Below are 20,342 nucleotides of genomic sequence, written 5' to 3'. Positions count from 1 at the left end.
CATGAGACATGCAATTCTATTGTCGGCTCTGGTCGGGGCACTTGCCGCCTCCACCGCGCCGAGCTTCGCCGCCGACTGCGACATCACAGTCGGCCTTGTCATGGAGCTGACGGGACCTGCCGGCGAATACGGCCAGGCGGGCGCGAAATCCGTTCAGATGGCCTTCCGCGATTTCAACGATGCCGGCGGCGTCGGCGGCTGCAAGATCGTTGCCGATACGCGCGACAGCCAGAGCCAGGGCAATGTGGCGGTGGATCAGGCAACCCAGCTGGTCAACATCAAGAAGGTGCCGGTCATCATCGGCGGCATCATTTCGTCGGTGTCGATCCCGATCCTGACGTCGGTCACGGCGCCAGCCGGCGTCGTCCAGGTTTCGCCTGCCTCGTCTTCTCCGACGCTCACCCAGCTTGGCCGTGACGGCAAGACCAAGGGCGTCTTCTTCCGCACCATTACCTCGGACGCGCTGCAGGGTACGGCGGCCGCCAAATATGCCCTGGACCAGGGACTGAAGAAGATTGCGATCATCCACGTCAACAACGACTTCGGCGTCAACCTAGTCCGAGAATTCTCCGCCGCCTACAAGAAGCTGGGCGGCACGATCACTGCCACCGTTCCCTATAACGAAAAGCAGTCCAGCTACTCTTCCGAGGCGAGCGCCGCCATGGACGGAGATCCGGATGCGCTCTACCTGATCAGCACGCCGGTCGACGGCGCCACCATCGCTCGCGCCTGGGTATCCGGCGGCGGCAAGCAAGCCTTCCTCCTGAACGACGGCATGAACTCGAACGATTTCATCGAGAGCGTCGGCGCCCAATATCTGGAAAAAGCCTACGGCACCTCTTCCGGCACGACGCCCACGGCCTCGACGGAATACTTCAACGCCAACTACGGAGCTTTTTCCGGCGGCATCTCGCCGTCTGCACCCGCCGCAGACCGTTCCTATGACGCAGGCGCGATCGTTGCGCTCGCCATCGCCAAGGCCGGCAAGTCCGATGCTACGGCGATAAAGGATGCCATGCCGCAGGTCGTGTCGGAAGGTGGCACACCCATCCATGCCGGCAAGCAAGAGTTCGCCAAGGCTCTGCAGCTGATCAAGGAGGGCAAGCCGATCAAATACGAGGGCGTCATCGGCCCGGTCAGCTTCGACCAGTATGGTGATATCACCGGCCCCTTCCGCCTTTGGAAGATCACTGACGGCAAGGTGGCAACCGTCGGCGAGATGAGCACCGAAGAGGTCAACAAGATCAGAGCTGGCCAATAACAAAGACTGCGAGGCGTGGGCGCAATAGCCCACGCCTCGCCGGTAATATTGGAACCAACAAAGCCTGGCGTTCGCCGTAAAATCTAGCCTCCGCATTGCCTCTTCACCCCGCGGAGGTAAGTTTTTTGCATTTGCTCAAAAAATTTGCATTTTTCTTTCAATCCTGCCGCCCTAGTTTCTGGCATTGCAGAGAGCAGCACAGATGCTCTGAAAGGACTTACAAATGAGCTGGTTGAAAAGCGTTGCAGTGGCGGCACTCCTTCAGGTCGTGACCATCGCGCCGTCGATGGCGGGAGAGAATCTCGCAGGGGTCAAATCGGCCGGGATCTTCAAGATCGGCACGGAAGGAACCTACGCGCCCTTCACCTTCCATGATGCCAGTGGCAAGCTGGTCGGCTTCGACGTCGAGATTGGTGAAGCTGTGGCGCAGAAGCTTGGCGTGAAGGCCGAGTTCGTGGAAGGCAAGTGGGACGGGCTGATCGCCGGTCTCGATGCCAAGCGCTATGACACGGTTATCAACCAGGTTGGCATCACCGATGCGCGCAAGCAGAAATACGACTTCTCGGAGCCCTATATTGCGTCAAAGGCCGTGTTGATCGTGCGGAAGGATGATGACGGAATCAAGGGCTTTGCGGATCTCAAGGGCAAGAAGGCCGCCCAGTCGTTGACCAGCAATTACGGCAAGCTCGCCGAACAGTCCGGTGCGGAGCTTGTCGGTACGGATGGTTTCGACCAGTCGGTGCAGCTGGTGCTGACCCGCCGCGCCGATGCAACGATCAACGATAGCCTGTCCTTCCTCGACTTCAAGAAGCAGAAGCCGGATGCGCCGCTGAAGATCGCTGCCCAGAAGGATGATGCGGAATATTCCGGCATCATCATCCGCAAGGGCGAGCCGGAACTGCTGGAAGCGATCAACAAGGCCTTGACCGAGATCAAGGCCGAGGGCACCTACCAGAAAATTTCCGCTAAGTATTTTGGGCAGGACGTGTCTAAGTAAGGTCAAGCCTTCCAGTCGGAGGATTCCGTAAACGTTGACTGAGAATCGTCCGGCGGCCTCGCCGGACGATGTTTTTATAGAGGTCCGTCGTGCCGCATTGGCTTCAATTGATGGTGGATTCGTTGCCCACGCTGTTGTGGGGCGGCATCAAGTTCACCATTCCGCTCACTCTCCTGTCCTTTGCGCTCGGCTTGGCTCTAGGGCTGCTGACGGCGGTGACACGGCTTTTCGGGCCGGTGCCGCTGGCGATGATCGCCCGATTCTATGTCTGGGTGATCCGCGGCACGCCGCTGCTGGTGCAGCTCTTCGTGATCTTCTACGGCCTTCCAAGCCTCGGTATATTGCTGGACGCCTTTCCTGCCGCCCTGATCGGCTTCACGCTCAATGTCGGCGCATACACCTCCGAGATCATCCGGGCCGTCATTTCGTCCGTACCGAAAGGACAATGGGAGGCCGCCTATTCCATCGGTATGAGCTGGCGCCAGGCCATGGTGCGGACCATCCTGCCGCAGGCGGCGCGCGTGGCCGTACCGCCGCTCTCCAACACCTTCATCTCGCTCGTTAAGGATACCTCACTTGCCGCCGCTATCACCGTGCCGGAACTCTTCCAGGCGGCGCAACGCGTCGTGGCAACAACCTACGAGCCGCTGATCCTCTATATAGAGGCGGCGCTGATCTATCTGGTGCTGAGCTCGGTCCTGTCGACGCTTCAGGTAAGGCTGGAGCGGCGCTTCGCCCGCTATGGCGGCATGATGGAGACCAACCGATGATCAAGCTCTCCAACATCGAGAAGCGGTTCGGGGATGCGGTGATCCTCAAGAATATCAGCCTCGACATCACCGAGGGCAGCGTCACCGCCTTGATCGGTCCTTCCGGCGGCGGCAAGAGCACGCTCCTGCGCTGCATCAACCTTCTCGAAATCCCGACCCTGGGCTCACTTCAGATCGGCGAATCGAAACTGGAGTTTTCGCCGGGCCGGAAGATTGGCTGGCCGGCGATCCAGACGATCCGGCGCCAGACGGGCATGGTGTTCCAGAACTTTCAGCTCTTTCCGCACCGCACGGCGATCGAGAACGTGATGGAGGGCCTGACGACGGTGTTGCGCTGGCCGAAGGCGCAGGCGCGCGAGCGGGCAATGGAGCTCCTGAACAAGGTCGGGATGTCGCACAAGGCCGATGTCTGGCCGGCGACCCTGTCGGGCGGGCAGCAGCAACGCATTGCGATTGCGCGGGCTCTGGCGCCGTCGCCCCGTGTCCTGCTCTGCGACGAGCCGACTTCGGCGCTCGACCCGGAGCTTTCAGGCGAAGTTGTCGATGTCCTGGGAAAACTGGCCGCCGAAGGCACGACCATGGTGATGGCCACGCACGATCTGCGGCTCGCTTCGCGGATCGCCAATAACCTGGTTTTCCTAGAAGCGGGCCTGATCGTGGAATCTGGCAAGGCAGGAAGCTTGTTCGAGAATCCACAGCAGGAGCGGACCAAACAGTTCATCTCATCCATCAATGCCGCGCAGACTCTTTGAGACGCATGGTTCGACATCTGGATGCAAAAATGCCCGCGTTTGAAACGCGGGCATTTTCTTTCAGGGCATAGGTCAGTTGGGTCGGCCGTTGTTGGACGGTACGCCTGTACCAGGCCCAGGTGCGGCCCCGGCGGCTCGAGCGGTATCCGTATTCGGGCGCTGCAGGCTCTCTGCTTCCTCGGCGATCCGGTCGCGGGCGACATCATGCACGTCGGAGGCAACAGCCACGGCCTTGTCCAAGACATCCGTCGCCAGGTTCTCCGCCTTGTCCATAGTCTTGTGGGCTTCGTCTGAGAGCTTCTTCTTTATCTCGTCTGCCGTGGCACCCAGAGCTTCGTCTTCGTGGGTCGTATGCGGCAAAGCGGCGCCAATGGCAGCGCCGACGGCAAAGGCAAGTGCCCCGCCGATCAGCGGCTGGTCCTTGAAGTGCTTCAGGATGCCGTCATTGAGTTGGGAGCCGAAATCGAGCGAGCTGCGCCCGGCACTGCTTGCCTTGTCACCGAGGTAACCAGCCGAACCGGAAACCTGCTGCGTTACCTGCTGCCAGGTCTTGGAGATCCAGCCCGAGGCGTCGTCGAACAGTTTACCCGCCTCGTCGCGGATGTCGTGGACCTGCTGGCCGGTCGAGTCGGCAAAACCACGGAAACTGCGTCCGCTGTCGTCGACAAAATGGCCCGCGCGGCGGCCGGTTTCATCCGTCAGCGCTTTGAACTTCTGGCCAGCCGTATCGGCAAAATGGCTGTAACGGCTGCCGCCGTCCGACTGGATCGGTCCCGTCCGCCGAATCGATCCTTCCACTGTCGCCAGCGGATGCTCACTGCTGTCGTTCTCGTTATTGTGCAGGTAGGCGCTGCCGGTTTTCGGACCGGCCATCAACCATGCGAGGCTGACGCCCATCAGAGCGAGCGGGATTGGGTTGTTCTTCAGAGCGCTGCTAAAATTGGAGACATATTCCCCGCCGCCGCTCGACTTCGCATAGTTCACGACCTCATCGACGAGTTGTCCCGGAGACATTCGCTGCTGGATGGCGTCAATGCGTTCTTCGATGCGACGACGATCTTCCTCGATCTCCCGCTCGATCTTCGCTGTGCTCTTGTTATCGGTTGTGTAAGACATCAGGTTCTCTCCTTGATGATCTCGGCGTCGCGACGAAGCGAGGCGGATGTACGGTCAAGTGACAGGTTTTCGCCCCGCAAGGCGGCAAGGCCACGCGAAATCATGAGCCAAGCGACAAGCGCTACGACGACGCCGACGATGACCGAGGAAAGAGCATTGGCACCAGGCTCGGTCATTCCCTGCGCCACGAGAAAGGCAGTGAGCCCGCTCACGAGCGCCGACAGCAGCACGCCGATTGCAGCGATGGCAAACACCAGACCCGCCGCAAATGCCTCGATGCCGGTCAGTGCATGAGACAATTTCTCGGAGGCTTCCGTCTTGGCCAGGTTGATTTCCTTGCGGAACAGCCCGGAAATATCGGAGACGAGCCCGGCTACCAATGTTGAGAGCGGTTGATTTTCGGTGCCGTTAGCCATGGGTCTTATCCTCCGTGGTCACGGAACCCGAAGACGGGTAAGCCGAGGAGGACGTTGCCGCACCAAAGGCTCCTGCCTGAGGGGATACGGGTGCATTGCTGCTTCCGTGGCGGCTGGCGGAGGCCGTCAGGAAACGCGTTGCCGCAATGCCGGCTACGGCCGCAATCCCGAGGAAGGCCAGAGGCTGCTTGCGGCCGAAGTCTTCGGCCATCTCGGCGATCTGGCCAAGGTCGCGATCCTTGATGTCTTCGGAAAACTTCCGAATGCTGGTGCTGAGGTTTTTTGTCATGCGCCCGATATCGGCCTGGTCGCCCTGCTCGAGTTCGCTGCCGATCTTTTCCATCGCAGCCGCAATGCCGCTGACTTTCTCGGCAACCATGTTCTTCTGCTTGGAGGCTGTGTCCTTCGCCTTGTCGGTGACATCGGCAATTCCGTCCTGAGCCTTTTGCTGAACCGAGCGGAGGTCTTCTGAAACCTTCTGCTTGATATCGACCGCTGGTGACTGCGAAGAAGGCGATGCCTGTGTTGCCTGGCCGTCGCCATATGAGGCGGCCTGGTCCTTGAACGAGGCGTAGCTGGAGGATGTCGTTCCCACGCCGCCTTGGCCCGAATCTCTTTCCGTCATGGAACTCTCCCGGATTGTGAGGACAATCACACTGCCGTGACGACAGCGATCATGCGTCGAACCAGGCGGTCGGTCGATTGTTCCTGAAGCCCTCTCGGTTTCGGTGCATTTAGGCTTTGGTCGGGTGGGCGCCATCAGGTGGAAAGTAGACTGCAGATTCGATAATCTTGGTTTGGCATTTCAGTGTGGCAGCATCCTGCGCCGACGCCATCTATCATCGCCACGCAAAGGGTAGTGTCCGGGTCTTAGAATCGACGAACAGCCGTGACTGTAGTTCGCCTAGAAGTAGTTAATAGTTAAAATCCAATGTATTAGGCTTAATAAGCTTTCATCAGTGCGCATGCTTTTGATTGCCGATAGGACACTTTTAACAAGCCTGTCAGCAAACAGCAGGGCATGAGGAATGACCGAAGCGATTGTAGCCGGAATAACGACCACAACCATGGGACGCGGGGATCTTGAGGATTTCGTGTTTGCTGGGGTGCGCAGGGGCACGACTGATGTCCGGCCGAAGCTTCTCTATGATATAAACGGTCACGCCATCAGCCTCTTTCACTCCGATGGTCGCTATCGTGACGCCCTGCAGGCGGCCGATCTTGTTCATGCCGATGGGCAATCGGTGGTGTTTGCCTCGCGGATCCTTTGCGCGCAGCCGATCCGCGAGCGGACGGCCACCACCGACATGTTGATAGACTATGCGGCGCGGGCGGCACGGGAGCAGGTATCCTTCTTTCTTCTCGGTGGAGACGAGGCGACGAACGTCGCATGTGCAGAACGCCTGACCGAAATGTTTCCTGACCTGAAGATCGCCGGGCGGCAACATGGATTTTTCTCCCCCGCTGAAGAAGCTGCCGTGCTGCAGAAGATCGAACGAAGCGGCGCAGATATTCTCTGGGTCGGTCTGGGCAAGCCGCTGGAGCAGATCTTCGGCCTGCGGGCTCGTGAGCGCCTGTCCTGTAGTTGGATCATCACCTGCGGCGGATGTTTCAACTTTGCCACGGGGCACTATCGCCGTGCGCCCAGATGGATGCAGCGCTCCGGCTTCGAATGGTTTCACCGTATGATTACGAAGCCCAATAAGCTATTGTGGCGCTATCTATCGACGAACCCGATAGCGACCTTCTGGATGCTGAGAGACTCGCGGTGACCTGGGAAGCAACCGCCTCTTCTGTAAGTGATGCGCGATGAAGTCGCATTCAGCCTTCCAGCCAGCGGCGTCCCGATGCTGAAAGATGGGAAAACATGGCAGCCTGCGCAGCCAGAGGCTTGCGCGCCTCCAATGCGGCGAGGATGATTTCGTGTTCCTCCAAGGCGATTGTCCAGGTCTGGGGAGTCTCGAACCGTCCTCGAATGCGGTCGGACATGGGGCTGTGTCGCTCGTCGAACAGGTTGGCGACGATCTTTGCAAGAATGGCGTTGCCGGGAAGTTCAGCGATAGTCAGGTGAAACTGCCGGTCCTGTTCGATCGGCTTGCGGCCCTTTTCGATTTCGATCCGCATGGAGACGAGGATCTCCCTGAGACTTGCTAGCGTCTCATCCGTGATGACGCTCGCAGCCTGCACGATCACAGCGCTTTCGATCGTAGCCCGGGCTTCCATGAGCTCCGCCGGGCTTTCTCCTAACGGAGTCGCCGTAGGCGCGGCTTTACCGATCGACAGAACATAGATGCCGGAGCCCATGCGGATTTCGATTGCGCCCTCTATCTCAAGCGCGATCAGGGCTTCGCGTAGCGAAGGGCGGGACACCCCCAACTGCTGCGCAAGCTCTCGTTCGGCCGGCAGCCGGGAACCTGGACCGTATTTGCCCTCCTGGATCAGCAACCGCACCCGGTCGGCGATCTGTTGATAGAGGCGACGGTTGTCATTCATCGTGGTCAGGCCAATCGGTCGGTTTAATGAGGCGGCAAGCTCGAATAGAGCATCAATGCCTGATCTTACCCCGGCTGTCAAAAATTGGCTTGACCAATATCCGCTGCGGTTTTACCTATTTCCCTTAAGGAGTCTGATGGCTTCTGCGCGAAGAGGAGATCGCGATGGGAGGAGTAGCGGCAAATGCCGAAATCTTGGATGCAGCACGCGTGCTGCTGAAGCTCGACGGCGTGTCGAAAGAGTTTCCGGGCGTCAAGGCTCTGTCCAACGTGCATTTCGATTTGCGCGCCGGCGAGGTGCATGCAATCTGCGGGGAGAACGGTGCGGGAAAATCGACGCTGATGAAGATCGTCAGCGGCGTCTACCAGCCCGACGGCGGCATCATCGTCTACAATGGCGAGCCGGTGAAGTTCACTTCCACCTTGCAGTCTGAAGCCGCCGGCATCGCGATCATCCATCAGGAACTGAACCTAGTTCCGCATCTTTCTGTTGCCGAAAACATTTATCTGGCCCGGGAGCCGCGCCGTGGCTTCCTTGTCGATCGCCGCAAACTGTTGGCCGATGCCCGCCGCTGTCTGGATCGTCTGGGTGTCGATATCGACCCGACGCGGCAGGTGCGCAGTCTCTCCGTCGCTCAATGTCAGATGGTGGAAATCGCCAAGGCGCTGTCGCTGAACGCAACCGTGCTCATCATGGACGAACCTACCTCGTCCCTGACCGAGCAGGAGGCGCAGTTGTTGTTTCGCGTCATCCGCGACCTCAAGGCATCAGGTACGGGCATCGTCTATATCTCGCACCGCCTGGACGAAATGGCAGCGATTGTCGATCGGGTGACGGTGCTGCGCGACGGTCGCTATATTTCCACCGACAATTTCAACGAGATCACTGTCGACGATATCGTCTCGCGCATGGTCGGCCGTTCGCTTGAGGAGAAATTTCCCGAGCCCACCCGCACGCCGACTGAGGAGATTGTTTTCTCAGTAAAAGGGCTGACCCGACGCGGCGTCTTTTCGGATATTTCCTTCGATATCCGGCGCGGCGAGATCCTGGGCTTTGCTGGCCTAATGGGTGCGGGTCGTACGGAAGTTGCAAGGGCGATCTTTGGTGCGGACCCATTCGATTCCGGCAGCATCGCGCTGAACGGCAATGAGCTTACCATCACCGATCCGCGCAGCGCCATCGAAGCCGGCATTGCCTATCTTTCCGAAGACCGGAAGGCTCAGGGTCTGGCCGTCAAGATGCCGGTCGATGTCAATTTGGTCATGGCCAATATGGACGCTGTCAGCAATTCGCTCGGCATTATCGATCGGCAACGGCACCGCGCCGCGGGCCAGCGCTATGTGGATCTCTTGAACATCAGAACGCCGAGCCTCAGCCAGCCCGTGCGGCTCCTGTCCGGCGGCAATCAGCAAAAAATCATCATCGGCAAATGGCTGTTCCGCGAGCCGCGCATCATGTTCTTCGATGAGCCGACCCGCGGCATCGATGTAGGCGCCAAGTTCGCCATCTACCAGATCATGGACGAGCTTGCAGCCCGCGGCATCGGCATTGTTCTGATCAGCTCGGAACTCCCTGAGGTTCTAGGTCTATCCGACCGCATTGCGGTGTTTCACGAGGGGCGCATCACCGCAACGTTAAAGACCAGCGAGACTTCGCAGGAAGAAATCATGCTCTATGCCTCCGGCCGCAGCCGGGTCGGGGAATAAAGGACGTTTACCATGGCCGAAATTACAAACGAGAAGCCGCCGGAGGCCGTTCAGGTCAACCGACTGAGCGACCGTCAGAAGGACATCATCCAGAAGTTCGCAGCTTTTGGCAGTCTAGTCGTGCTGGCCGCCGTCTTCTCGATCACCAGCAGCGCCTTCCTCACGGTCAACAACGGCATGACGATCGCCCTTCAGGTGACGTCGATCGGGTTGCTGGGCATTGGCGCCACCTATGTCATCATCACGGGCGGCATCGATCTCTCGGTCGGCTCGGTGCTGGCATTGGCCGGTGTGGTTGCAGCACTTGCCGTCAAGGAGCTCGGCCTGCCTATCTGGATCGGCATGCTGCTCGGCATTCTAACTGGAAGCGCCTGCGGCGTCATCAATGGCTTCGTCGTCACCCGGCTGCGTCTGCCGCCTTTCATTGCCACACTGGGCATGATGCTGATTGCCCGCGGTGTCGCGTTGCAGATCACCGGCGCTCGTGCGGTGTCCGGCCTTGGCGAATCGTTTGGTGAGCTGGGCAATGGCTCGCTCTTCCGCTTCGAGTCGCTCGATGACCAGGGCTTTCCCGTCGTGAGCTTTCCCGGCATTCCTTATCCGGTCGTGCTGATGATCGTGATTGCGATCGCCGCTGGTCTGATGCTGAACCGCACCGTTCTTGGCCGCTATATCTATGCGATCGGCTCGAACGCTGATGCTGCTCGCCTGTCGGGCGTCAATGTCACTCGCGTGACCGCCTTTACCTATATCGTCTCGGGAACTCTGGCTGGCCTCACCGGCTGCGTGCTGATGTCGCGTCTGGTCACGGCGCAACCAAACGAAGGCGTTGCTTACGAGCTTGACGCCATCGCCAGCGCCGTGATCGGCGGTACGTCCCTGATCGGTGGCGTCGGCACGATTTCTGGAACCGTGATCGGCGCTTTCGTGATCGGGATACTTCGCAATGGACTGAATATGAACGGCGTTTCAGCCTTCACGCAACAGATCATCATCGGTCTCGTCATTCTGGTTACGGTCTGGATCGACCAGTTACGCAACCGCCGGTGAGAGATGACGGGTGCGGCTTCGGCCTTACCCGAAAATAGGGACGGGAAGGGGAGGAGCCTTCCCCCGTTGAGGCCCCGGCAGGGTCTGGCATTTTAGGAGGAAGACATGCGTAAACTGGTATTGGCATTGATGACGTCGGCGCTCGCCCTATCGGGAGCGGCCGGTGCTTCGGCGGCGGAAATCGCCGTCATCGTAAAGACCGTCAACTCGACCTTCTGGCAGAACGTCCAGAAGGGCGCGGATGCGGCCATCGGCGCTTCAAAGGGCAACACGCTGACCTTCCAGGGTCCGGCTGCCGAATCTGCTATCGCAGATGAAGTCAACATGGTGGAAAACGCCGTCAACCGAAAGGTCGCGGGCATTCTGCTGGCCCCGTCCGATCCGGACGCACTGGTGCCGGCGGTGAAGAAGGCCTGGGAAGCACGTATCCCGGTCGTCATCATCGACAGCCAGCTCGCGGCAGGCGCCGACAAGTATTATCAGGCTTTCCTGGCGACAGATAACCACAAGGCCGGCGAGCTTGCCGCCAAGGCGCTGATCGAGAAGGCCGGCACCACCGGTAAGATCGCCGTCATGTCCTATGTGGCTGGCGCCGGTTCCGAAATCGGTCGCGTCGGAGGCTTCACCGATTACATCAAGAAAAACTCCAAGCTGCAGATCGTCGGACCTTTCTATTCGCAGTCGCAGATGGCGACGGCCTTGAACCAGACCACAGACGTGCTGGCTGCCAATAGCGATCTCGTCGGCATTTTTGGTGCCAACGAGCCGACCGCCATCGGCATGGGCCGCGCCATCAAGCAGGCTGGCAAGGCCGGCAAGATTGCCGCGATCGGCTTCGACGGGAACCAGGACCTGCAGGAATTCGTCAAGGACGGCACCCTCAATGCAACTGTCGTTCAGGGCTCCTACCAGATGGGTGAAAAGGGCATTCAGACACTCTTGAAGCTCCTTGACAAGCAGAAGGTCGACAAGACAATCGACACTGGCGTCGTCGTGGTGACCAAGGACAATATCGACAAGCCGGAAGCGAAGAACGTTCTCTACTAATGTTTGGCCGCACGCGGATACTCCGCGTGCGGCTCTCATTTAAATATCGGAATTGAAAACATGAAAGTGACGGACCAGCGCAAGCTGCGCAATCGCGACCTGTCGTTTACGCTGATGGGCCTCGGTTGCGCCCAGATGGGCAATCTTTACCGGCTGACCAGCTATGCCGAATCCTATAGCGCCTTCGAGGCTGCATGGGATGCAGGCATCCGCTATTTCGACACCGCACCTTTCTACGGCTATACACGGTCGGAGCGCCGTCTCGGCACGATGATCACCGACAGACCGCGTGAGGACTATATTCTCAGCACCAAGGTCGGCCGCATCATGGTTCCGGATGCGACGGTCGGTCCAGAAGAGGACGCCTACGTCGCGCCGCTGCCGTTCCGGCCGGTCTACGACTACAGCTATGACGCAATTATGCAATCGTTCGAGACGAGCCGCCAGCGGCTCGGCATCTTCGCGCCCGACATTCTCTATGTTCATGACATCGGCCGCTTCACCCACGCCGATCGCCACCAGCATTATTGGGATCAACTGACCAAGGGCGGTGGTTTCAAGGCGCTGGGCGAGTTGCGCTCGTCAGGCCTCGTCAAGGCGGTCGGGCTTGGGGTGAACGAGTGGCAGGCCGTTGGCGAGGCGATGGATGAATTCGACATCGATGTCACCATGCTCGCCGGCCGCTATACGCTGCTGGAACAGGACAGTCTTTCACTGCTCGACCGTTGCCACCGCGAAGGTGTGGGCATCGTCGTCGCTGGCGCATTTAATTCTGGCATTCTCGCCGGCAACCGCAAGTTCAACTATGCCGACGCACCGGCCGATATCATGGCGCGGGTCGGGGAGATCGAAACTGCTTGCGAAGCCGAAGGCGTAACCATGCAGGCCGCTGCCCTGGTTTTTCCCTTGCTGCATCCGGCCGTTGTCACGGTTGTTTCGGGGGCGCGCAATGGCGAGCAGATGAGAAGCAATACGGCCTGGTTCGAGCAGGACATCCCGGCGTCGTTCTGGAGGCGGCTCAAGGAAAACGGCGTGATTTCCGCCGATGCGCCGATCGGGGAAGTGTAAGGTCGTGGTCATCGATGCCCACCAGCATTTCTGGCTCCTGAAGGACCGGCAGGGCGGCTGGCCGCCGCCGGAGCTTGCGGCGATCCATCGGGATTTCCTGCCCGAGGATCTCTCGTCGCAGCTTCAGGGCGCAGGCGTCGAAGGAACTGTTCTGGTTCAGTCGCTGCCGAGCGTTGAGGATACGCGCTTCATGCTCGATCTGGCGGAGCGGACGGATTTCATCCTCGGCGTCGTCGGCTGGGTCGACATGAAGGCCTTGGATGCGCCGTCCGCGATCGCGGATCTGGCGCGTGCACCGAAACTCAAGGGCCTGCGGCCTATGCTGCAGGATCTGCCGCAAGACGATTGGATAGACGATCCCGCGCTAGACCATGCTGTTGCGGCCATGCGTTCTCATGGCCTGGTCTTCGATGCTCTGGTGCTGCCGCGGCATTTGCGTGCGATGGAGGCGTTTGCACGCCGCCATCCCGAGCTTCCCATCGTCATCGACCACGCCGCTAAGCCGGTGATCTCGCAAGGGCGTTATAGCGAATGGCGTGTGCCCATGCAGCGGCTTTCCGCCTTGGGCAATGTCTGGTGCAAGCTTTCCGGCCTTTTGACAGAAGCGGGGGACCAGAAACCGGAAGCGGTCCGGCCCTATGCCGAAACCGTGCTTGAGCTGTTCGGCGCCGACCGCACCATCTGGGGCAGCGACTGGCCGGTTCTCGATCTTTTCGGCCAGTACGGTGACTGGATCAGGCAGTGTCGGGACATCGTTCCGGAAGTGGATCATACTGCGGTCTTCGGCGGAAATGCCCGCCGCTTCTATTCGTTGTAAAGAATTCAAGGCCCAAGCGGCTGGTACTAGGGTAAGTGGTGGTCGGCGATCGACGAAGTCTTCCACCTGATTGAAAGGAATGGCAATGACAGCATATTTGCAGGACAAGGTGGTTGTAGTGACGGCGGCCGGCCAGGGGATCGGCAGGGCAAGCGCCCTTGCCTTTGCAGCGGCAGGCGCCAAAGTCTGGGCGACGGACATTAACGATGCGGCGTTGCAGACACTGTCTGGCGAGGCCGGCATTCAGACCGAACGGCTTGATGTGCTCGACAATGCCGCCGTCTTGGGCTTCTTCGACAGGGTCGGCCGCGTCGACGTGCTGTTCAACTGCGCCGGCTTCGTCCATGGCGGCACGGTGCTCGACATGACGGACGAGGATCTCGACTTCGCCTTCAACCTCAATGTTCGCGCTATGGTCCGCACCATCAAGGCAGTGCTGCCGGGCATGCTGGAGCGGAAAGACGGCGCCATTATCAACATGGCCTCCATCGCCTCTTCCGCAAAGGGTGTGCCTAACCGCTGCGCCTATGGCGTCACCAAGGCAGCCGTGATCGGGCTCACCAAGTCCGTTGCGGCTGATTATGTGGCGAACGGCATCCGCTGCAACGCGATTTGCCCAGGCACGGTCGAAAGCCCGTCGCTGGAGAGCCGCATGCGCGCTCAGGGCAATTATGACGAGGCCCGCGCCGCCTTCATCTCTCGCCAGCCCATGGGACGGCTGGGTACGCCGGAAGAGATTGCCGATCTTGCCGTCTATCTCGCGGGCGCGACTTATACGACGGGCCAGGCCTGTGGTATCGACGGCGGCTGGTCGATTTAAGCGATCCAAACATTCTGAAAGGACAATGACATGAAGTTTCTCCGTTACGGTGCCCTCGGCGCTGAAAAGCCTGGCCTTCTGGATGCTGAAGGCAAGATCAGGGACCTGTCCGGACAGATTGGGGATTTGGCCGGCGCCGCCCTTGATCCTGCTGCGCTGGCAAAGCTTGGCAGTGTCGATCCCTCCACGCTTCCGGTCGTCGATGGGTCCCCGCGGCTTGGTGCCTGCGTAGCCGGCACGGGCAAGTTCATCTGCATCGGTCTCAACTATTCGGACCATGCGGCTGAGACGGGCGCGACCGTTCCGCCGGAGCCGGTCATCTTCATGAAGGCGACGTCGGCCATCGTCGGCCCGAACGACAACGTGGTCATCCCGCGCGGCTCGCAGAAGACCGACTGGGAGGTCGAGCTGGGCGTCGTCATCGGCAAGACGGCGAAATACGTATCCGAAGCAGATGCTATGGATTATGTCGCCGGTTACTGTGTCAGCCACGATGTTTCCGAACGCGCCTTTCAAAGCGAGCGCTCGGGACAATGGACCAAAGGCAAGTCCTGCGACACCTTCGGCCCCATCGGTCCTTGGTTGGTGACGAAAGACGAGGTCGCCGATCCGCAGAACCTTTCCATGTGGCTGAAAGTGAACGGCGAGACCATGCAGAACGGTTCGTCGCGGACCATGGTCTACGGCGTCGCCTTCCTCGTCTCCTACCTTTCGCAGTTCATGTCGCTGCATCCCGGTGACGTCATCTCCACCGGCACGCCCCCCGGCGTTGGCCTCGGCATGAAGCCGCAGCGCTTCCTGAAGGCTGGCGACGTCGTCGAACTCGGCATCGAAGGGCTTGGCAGCCAGACGCAGACCTTCGTCGCCGACGTCTGAGCTTGCTCAACTTGTAATCACGAAAGGCCGCCCATGACCCGCATCACCAATCTCCGCGTCTTCGATCTGCGTTTTCCGACTTCGGCAAGCCTAGACGGTTCGGACGCCATGAACCCGGATCCGGATTATTCGGCGGCCTACGTGATTCTCGAAACGGATAGCCCCGGTTTGGCTGGTCACGGCCTGACCTTCACCATCGGCCGGGGCAACGACATATGCTGCATGGCTATCGAAGCCATGCGCCATCTTGTCGTCGGGGCGGACCTAGCCGAAGTCCGTAAAGCACCGGGACGCTTCTGGCGCCATTTGACAGGTGACAGCCAATTGCGGTGGATCGGTCCCGACAAGGGCGCCATGCACCTGGCAACGGGTGCCGTGGTCAATGCGCTCTGGGATGCCATGGCGAAAGAAGCGGGCATGCCTGTGTGGAAGCTTGTCTCCACCATGTCGCCGGAAGAGATCGCCGATATCGTCGATTACCGCTACCTCACCGATGCCTTGACCCGCGATGAAGCGGTCGAGATCCTGACGCGGGCCGAGGCTGGCAAGGCGGAGCGGATCGAGATCCTCGAGCGCGAGGGTTATGCCTGCTACACGACCTCGGCCGGATGGCTGGGCTATGGCGACGAGAAGCTGCGGCGTCTCGCGCAGGAGGCTATCGATGCCGGCTTCAACCACATCAAGATGAAGGTCGGCCGCGATCTGGAGGATGACATCCGCCGCCTCACCATTGCGCGTGAAGTGATCGGGCCTGATCGTTACCTGATGATTGATGCCAATCAAGTGTGGGAGGTCGGCCAGGCGATCGATTGGGTCAAGCAACTCGCTTTCGCAAAGCCCTTCTTCATCGAGGAGCCGACAAGCCCGGACGATGTGGCGGGCCACCGGAAAATCCGTGAGGCCATCGCCCCGGTCAAGGTCGCCACTGGAGAGATGTGCCAGAACCGCATCATGTTCAAGCAGTTCATCGCCGAAGGCGCGATCGACATCGTGCAGATCGACAGCTGCCGCATGGGCGGATTGAACGAAGTGCTGGCGGTGCTGCTGATTGCAGCGAAATACGGTAAACCGGTCTGGCCTCATGCCGGCGGCGTCGGGCTCTGCGAATATGTACAGCACCTGTCGATGATCGATTACATCGCAGTGTCGGGAACCAAGGAAGGCCGTGTGATCGAGTATGTCGATCACCTGCACGAGCACTTCCTCGACCCCTGCGTCATTCGTGATGCGGCCTATATGCCGCCGTCACGGCCAGGCTTCTCGATCGAGATGAAGGCCGAGTCTATCGCCGCCTATACACACGGGCAAAAGAAGGCGGCCTGACAACCGGGTCGGGTTTTGAAAGACGCTTACCGGCTCCGGCAGCGACGATACTGTCCCGGTATGCGGTTGCCCCACTCTCCCTCATCCCTGTGCTTGTCACAGGGATCCAGCATGCTGCGTCTGCAGCGTAGGAACCTATTCAGCCCAAAGACTTGGGCTGGCTAGATTCCTGTGACAAGCACAGGGATGAGGGTATCTAAACTTACGCGCCAGACAAAAGCGGGTGTCACCAAAGCGCCCGTCGCCAAACGTTACATCACCGCGCCGATTTGCCAGGGCACGAACTCGTTGCGGCCATAGCCAAGCGATTCCGATTTCGACGGGCGCCCGGATGCTACGGCCAGAACCGTTTCGAAGATCTCACGGCCCTTTTCCTCCAGCGTCACGCCCTGAATGATATCGCCGCAATTGATGTCCATGTCGTCGGGCATACGGGCATAGAGCTCGCTATTGGTCGCAAGCTTGATCGAGGGGACAGGCTTGCATCCATAGGCCGAGCCGCGCCCGGTGGTGAAGCACAGCACATTGGCGCCTCCGGCCACCTGACCTGTTGCCGCGACCGGGTCATAGCCGGGCGTATCCATATAGACGAAGCCCTTGCGGTCGATCTTCTCTGCATATCGGTAGACGCCGCGCAGCGTGGAATTGCCGCCCTTGGCGACGGCGCCGAGCGACTTTTCGAGGATAGTGGTAAGGCCGCCCGCCTTGTTGCCCGGAGAGGGGTTGTTGTTCATCTCGCCGCCATTGCGCTGACAGTATTCTTCCCACCAGTGGATGAGATCGACGATCTTCTGGCCGATCTCGACACTTTCGGCGCGCCGGGTCAGCAGGTGTTCCGCACCATAGATCTCCGGTGTCTCGGAAAGAATGGCGGTGCCGCCATGGCGCACCAGCATGTCGGCGGCCACTCCGAGCGCTGGATTGGCGGTCAGGCCGGAATAGCCGTCAGAACCGCCGCACTGGAGCGCGAGCGTCAGTTCGGATGCCGAAACGGGTTCGCGGACGGAGCGGGCGGCGAAGGGCAGCATTTCCTTGATGCGGGCGACGCCGGCTTCGACAGCCTTGCGCGTGCCGCCGATCTCCTGGATCGTCAGCGACTGGAAGTGGTCACCCTCGGCAATGCCGTAGGTTTCCTTCATGCGCGGGATCTGGAAGACCTCGCATCCGAGACCGACGAGGAGCGTCGCCGCAAAATTCGGATGGCTGGCATAGCCCCACTGTGTCCGGGACAGCACGTCGAAAGCTTCGCCCTTGCCGGCCATGCCGCAACCTTGGCCGTGCGGCAGCGGCACAACGCCGTCAATGCCGGGATAGTCGTTGAGGATGCCGGACCGGTTGATCTCGTCGGCGATGTAATCGACCGCGGTGGCGGAACAGTTCACGGAGGAGAGGATGCCGATATAGTTGCGGGTGCCGGTCCTTCCGTCGGCGCGCCGGAAACCTTCGAAGAAGGCGGGCATCTCGCCCTGCCGCAGGCCCTCCGGCGGGGTTGCTTCTGCGGCAAAGGCGTAGTCGCGCTCGAAGTCGTCGCCCATGGTGACGTTCTTCTCGTGCACCCAGTCTCCTGGCTGGATATCGCTGCTGGCAAAGCCGATCACTTGACCGAACTTGCGGATCGGCTCGCCGCGCGGAATCGGACGGCTCGCCACCTTGTGGCCGCGGGGAACGCGCACGCTCGAGACAATCTCGTTCTCCACCGGACTGCCGGTTGGCAGGTCTGCGATCGCCACCACGACATTGTCCTGCGGGTTCAGGCGAAGGGTCTTCTTGGCGAGCATGATCAAACCTCCAGGATTGCCTTGATGACGCCGGCTTCCGGCTTCAGCCAGTCCGTAAACAGCGTCGGGCCGTCTTCCAGGCGACCGCGATGGGTATTGAGCGCGCGAGTTGGGACCCGGCCCGCCTCTATCTGCCGTACAACCTCGGCGAAATCGTCCGGTTGGGCATTGCGGCTGGCGATCAACGTCGCCTCGCGTTTGTGGAACTCCGGATCTGCGAAGGTGATGTCCTGCCGCACGACAGAGAGCAGAACGTATCGCGCACCATGGGCAAGGAAGTTGAAGCCGCGCTCGATAGGGGTGGCATTGCCGGTCGCGTCTATGACCACGTCATACCATTCGCCGCCGGTCTGACGCTCGGCCTCCGCTTCTGCATCGCCATTGGCAATAATAGTCTGGTCGGCACTAAGACGGTCGACCGCGAAAGCCAGCCGGTCCTCGCGTGTATCCATGACTGTCACATGGGCGCCGCGCGCCTTGGCAAAGATGATGGCGGACATGCCGATCGGGCCGGAGCCGGTCACCAGGACACGATCTGCAGATGTCAGATTGCCGCGCTTGACGCCATGGGCACCGATCGCCAAGAACTCGATCATAGCCGCGTCTTCCAGCGGGATGTTGCCGGTTGGCACCACGTTCCCCTCCGGTACGGATAGATATTCCGCCATGCCGCCATCGCAGTGGACGCCAAGCACACGGATATTGCGGCAGGCGTTGGTCAGGCCTTTTCGACAGGCCTGGCAGGTGCCGCAGGAGAGATAGGGCACGATGTAGACGGGGTCGCCCTTCTTCAGGCTGCTATTGGCGCCGGCTTCCTCGACGGTTCCGGACAGCTCATGCCCCATGACGCGCGGATATTCGAGGAAAGGATGCTTTCCGCCGAAAATGTGGAAGTCGGTGCCGCAGATACCAACATGGCGGATACGGACAAGAACCTCGCCCTCCGCCCGCACCGGTTCCGGCCGCGAGACCACCGAAAGGCTGCCCGGCTCGTTGCAAAGAAGCGCCTTCATCATATCCTCCTCATGCTCTGTTCTTTTTGGATAAAAGACATTAGCCTCAGAGGCAATCTGTTTTTATCGATAAAGAGCAGGTTTAAAAAACAGACTGTTATTGACGTATGGAATCATCTCGGAATGGCGGGAGCAGGGCATGAAGACGAAGACGGTCTATAAACGGACCTATAACCAATGCCTCGATTTCCTCGCCGGGTTGGAGCTGAGGCAAAGCCTTCCTTCGGAGCCCTCAATGGCTGCTAGGCTCGGCGTCAGCCGTACGACGGTGCGGGCAATCCTGGCTGCACTTTCCCACAGCGGGATCGTGGCAGCGCAGGGGCGGTCAAAGCTTCTGGCGCGGGCGCCGCTGAAGGGCGATTATCTTTCTGGTGGAGACCTGGAACCGCTGACTGACCGGGTGGAGCGGCAGTTCATGGCATGGATGGTCGGGCCCGACTGCAGCCCCGGCCATGTGGTCAATGGGCTGGATCTCGCCCGGCAGTTCGGCGTTTCGACCTCGTCCGTGCGCGACTGCCTGAGCCGGTTCAGCCTGTTCGGCCTGTTGGAAAAGCAGAGCAACGGTCGCTGGCGCGCGCTGGGCCTGACGGTCGATTTCGTGGCCGAACTGTTCGACATGCGGGAGGTGATGGAGTTCCGCGCCGTGGAACGCTTTGTAGCCTTGCCAGCCGATCATCCGGCCTGGCACGAACTGGCTGCACTCGAGGAGGAGCATCATGCGCTGCTCGGCGATCTGGAGCGCCGCTTCCGCGATTTTTCCGATCTTGACCACCGCTTTCACCGGCTGATCGGCAGCGTCGCGCCAAACCGGTTCTTTGGCAATATCCAGGGCGTCATGTCGTTGATCTTCCACTACCACTATCAATGGAACAAGAAGGACGAGCGGCTGCGAAACGAGATCGCGCTGACCGAACATCTGGCTTATATCGCAGGCCTGCGCAGTGGAAAGCCGGAGCAAGCGCTTAGTGCCTGCCGGCTGCACCTCGAAACGGCAAGAACCACAATGCTGGACAGCATCGTGGTCTCGCCGGCTTAAGTT

The 20,342-nt window shown here is 60.1% G+C and carries 20 protein-coding genes; 14 read left to right on the top strand and 6 right to left on the bottom strand.

What is annotated here, in order from left to right; genetic code table 11:
• Position 1 precedes the first annotated feature (1 nt).
• The 4 genes from EPK99_RS00470 (at position 2) to EPK99_RS00455 (ending at position 3,780) form a co-directional block, all read left to right on the top strand.
• On the top strand, positions 2-1,261 hold the full coding sequence (locus EPK99_RS00470; protein WP_128440682.1) for an ABC transporter substrate-binding protein: 1,260 nt from the start codon (positions 2-4) through the stop codon (positions 1,259-1,261).
• 223 nt (positions 1,262-1,484) lie between these two features.
• A complete protein-coding gene (locus EPK99_RS00465; RefSeq protein WP_128440681.1) occupies positions 1,485-2,258 on the top strand; it encodes an amino acid ABC transporter substrate-binding protein in 774 nt (257 codons plus the stop codon).
• 89 nt (positions 2,259-2,347) lie between these two features.
• Complete coding sequence (locus tag EPK99_RS00460; RefSeq protein ID WP_128440680.1) at positions 2,348-3,028, top strand: amino acid ABC transporter permease; 681 nt, start codon at positions 2,348-2,350, stop codon at positions 3,026-3,028.
• The gene (locus EPK99_RS00455; RefSeq protein ID WP_128440679.1) at positions 3,025-3,780 is read left to right on the top strand and encodes an amino acid ABC transporter ATP-binding protein; all 756 of its coding nucleotides are present in this window, start codon (positions 3,025-3,027) and stop codon (positions 3,778-3,780) included. The genes EPK99_RS00460 and EPK99_RS00455 overlap by 4 nt, the downstream gene beginning before the upstream one ends.
• 72 nt (positions 3,781-3,852) lie before the next feature.
• On the opposite strand, the gene EPK99_RS00450 is transcribed toward EPK99_RS00455, so the two are convergent.
• Genes EPK99_RS00450 through EPK99_RS00440 form a run of 3 tightly spaced genes read right to left on the bottom strand, consistent with a single transcriptional unit; the run spans position 3,853 to position 5,937 of the window.
• Positions 3,853-4,896 carry a YtxH domain-containing protein gene (locus EPK99_RS00450; RefSeq protein ID WP_128440678.1) on the bottom strand — a complete coding sequence of 348 codons (1,044 nt, stop codon included), beginning with the start codon at positions 4,894-4,896 and terminating at the stop codon, positions 3,853-3,855.
• A complete protein-coding gene (locus EPK99_RS00445; protein WP_128440677.1) occupies positions 4,896-5,312 on the bottom strand; it encodes a phage holin family protein in 417 nt (138 codons plus the stop codon). The genes EPK99_RS00450 and EPK99_RS00445 overlap by 1 nt, the downstream gene beginning before the upstream one ends.
• Positions 5,305-5,937 carry a nutrient deprivation-induced protein gene (locus EPK99_RS00440; protein ID WP_128440676.1) on the bottom strand — a complete coding sequence of 211 codons (633 nt, stop codon included), beginning with the start codon at positions 5,935-5,937 and terminating at the stop codon, positions 5,305-5,307. Before EPK99_RS00440 ends, EPK99_RS00445 begins: the two co-directional genes overlap by 8 nt.
• 403 nt (positions 5,938-6,340) lie before the next feature.
• Between EPK99_RS00440 and EPK99_RS00435 the strand changes: the two genes are divergently transcribed.
• On the top strand, positions 6,341-7,084 hold the full coding sequence (locus EPK99_RS00435) for a WecB/TagA/CpsF family glycosyltransferase (protein ID WP_128440675.1): 744 nt from the start codon (positions 6,341-6,343) through the stop codon (positions 7,082-7,084).
• Positions 7,085-7,133: 49 nt separating this feature from the next.
• Here the strand turns inward: EPK99_RS00435 and EPK99_RS00430 are convergent, their stop codons facing one another.
• A complete protein-coding gene (locus tag EPK99_RS00430; protein WP_128440674.1) occupies positions 7,134-7,805 on the bottom strand; it encodes a FadR/GntR family transcriptional regulator in 672 nt (223 codons plus the stop codon).
• A 164-nt stretch (positions 7,806-7,969) separates the two neighbouring features.
• On the opposite strand from EPK99_RS00430, the gene EPK99_RS00425 reads away from it, so the two are divergent.
• The 8 genes from EPK99_RS00425 (at position 7,970) to EPK99_RS00390 (ending at position 16,512) form a co-directional block, all read left to right on the top strand.
• Positions 7,970-9,511 carry a sugar ABC transporter ATP-binding protein gene (locus EPK99_RS00425; protein WP_128440673.1) on the top strand — a complete coding sequence of 514 codons (1,542 nt, stop codon included), beginning with the start codon at positions 7,970-7,972 and terminating at the stop codon, positions 9,509-9,511.
• Between the two features lie 12 nt (positions 9,512-9,523).
• The gene (locus tag EPK99_RS00420; protein ID WP_128440672.1) at positions 9,524-10,561 is read left to right on the top strand and encodes an ABC transporter permease; all 1,038 of its coding nucleotides are present in this window, start codon (positions 9,524-9,526) and stop codon (positions 10,559-10,561) included.
• Between the two features lie 105 nt (positions 10,562-10,666).
• Positions 10,667-11,608 carry an ABC transporter substrate-binding protein gene (locus EPK99_RS00415; RefSeq protein ID WP_128440671.1) on the top strand — a complete coding sequence of 314 codons (942 nt, stop codon included), beginning with the start codon at positions 10,667-10,669 and terminating at the stop codon, positions 11,606-11,608.
• A gap of 60 nt (positions 11,609-11,668) precedes the next feature.
• Entirely contained in the window at positions 11,669-12,676 is a 1,008-nt protein-coding gene (locus EPK99_RS00410; RefSeq protein WP_128440670.1) for an aldo/keto reductase, read from the top strand.
• Positions 12,677-12,680: 4 nt separating this feature from the next.
• On the top strand, positions 12,681-13,493 hold the full coding sequence (locus EPK99_RS00405) for an amidohydrolase family protein (protein ID WP_128440669.1): 813 nt from the start codon (positions 12,681-12,683) through the stop codon (positions 13,491-13,493).
• 85 nt (positions 13,494-13,578) lie between these two features.
• Positions 13,579-14,313, top strand: a complete 735-nt coding sequence (locus tag EPK99_RS00400) for an SDR family oxidoreductase (RefSeq protein WP_128440668.1) — start codon at positions 13,579-13,581, stop codon at positions 14,311-14,313.
• Positions 14,314-14,343: 30 nt separating this feature from the next.
• Entirely contained in the window at positions 14,344-15,189 is an 846-nt protein-coding gene (locus EPK99_RS00395) for a fumarylacetoacetate hydrolase family protein (RefSeq protein WP_128440667.1), read from the top strand.
• A gap of 33 nt (positions 15,190-15,222) precedes the next feature.
• Complete coding sequence (locus EPK99_RS00390) at positions 15,223-16,512, top strand: L-fuconate dehydratase (RefSeq protein WP_128440666.1); 1,290 nt, start codon at positions 15,223-15,225, stop codon at positions 16,510-16,512.
• Positions 16,513-16,763: 251 nt separating this feature from the next.
• Here the strand turns inward: EPK99_RS00390 and EPK99_RS00380 are convergent, their stop codons facing one another.
• Positions 16,764-18,290 carry a UxaA family hydrolase gene (locus EPK99_RS00380; RefSeq protein ID WP_128440665.1) on the bottom strand — a complete coding sequence of 509 codons (1,527 nt, stop codon included), beginning with the start codon at positions 18,288-18,290 and terminating at the stop codon, positions 16,764-16,766.
• A 2-nt stretch (positions 18,291-18,292) separates the two neighbouring features.
• Positions 18,293-19,303: a zinc-binding alcohol dehydrogenase family protein gene (locus tag EPK99_RS00375; RefSeq protein ID WP_128440664.1), complete on the bottom strand. Its 1,011-nt coding sequence runs from the start codon at positions 19,301-19,303 to the stop codon at positions 18,293-18,295.
• 139 nt (positions 19,304-19,442) lie between these two features.
• Between EPK99_RS00375 and EPK99_RS00370 the strand changes: the two genes are divergently transcribed.
• On the top strand, positions 19,443-20,339 hold the full coding sequence (locus tag EPK99_RS00370) for a GntR family transcriptional regulator (protein WP_128440663.1): 897 nt from the start codon (positions 19,443-19,445) through the stop codon (positions 20,337-20,339).
• Positions 20,340-20,342: the final 3 nt, after the last annotated feature.

Origin of the sequence: Neorhizobium lilium, assembly GCF_004053875.1 — a bacterium.
Lineage (GTDB): Bacteria > Pseudomonadota > Alphaproteobacteria > Rhizobiales > Rhizobiaceae > Neorhizobium > Neorhizobium lilii.
Note: the sequence above shows the minus strand (reverse complement) of the source record. Positions and strands in the feature narration are given on the sequence as shown.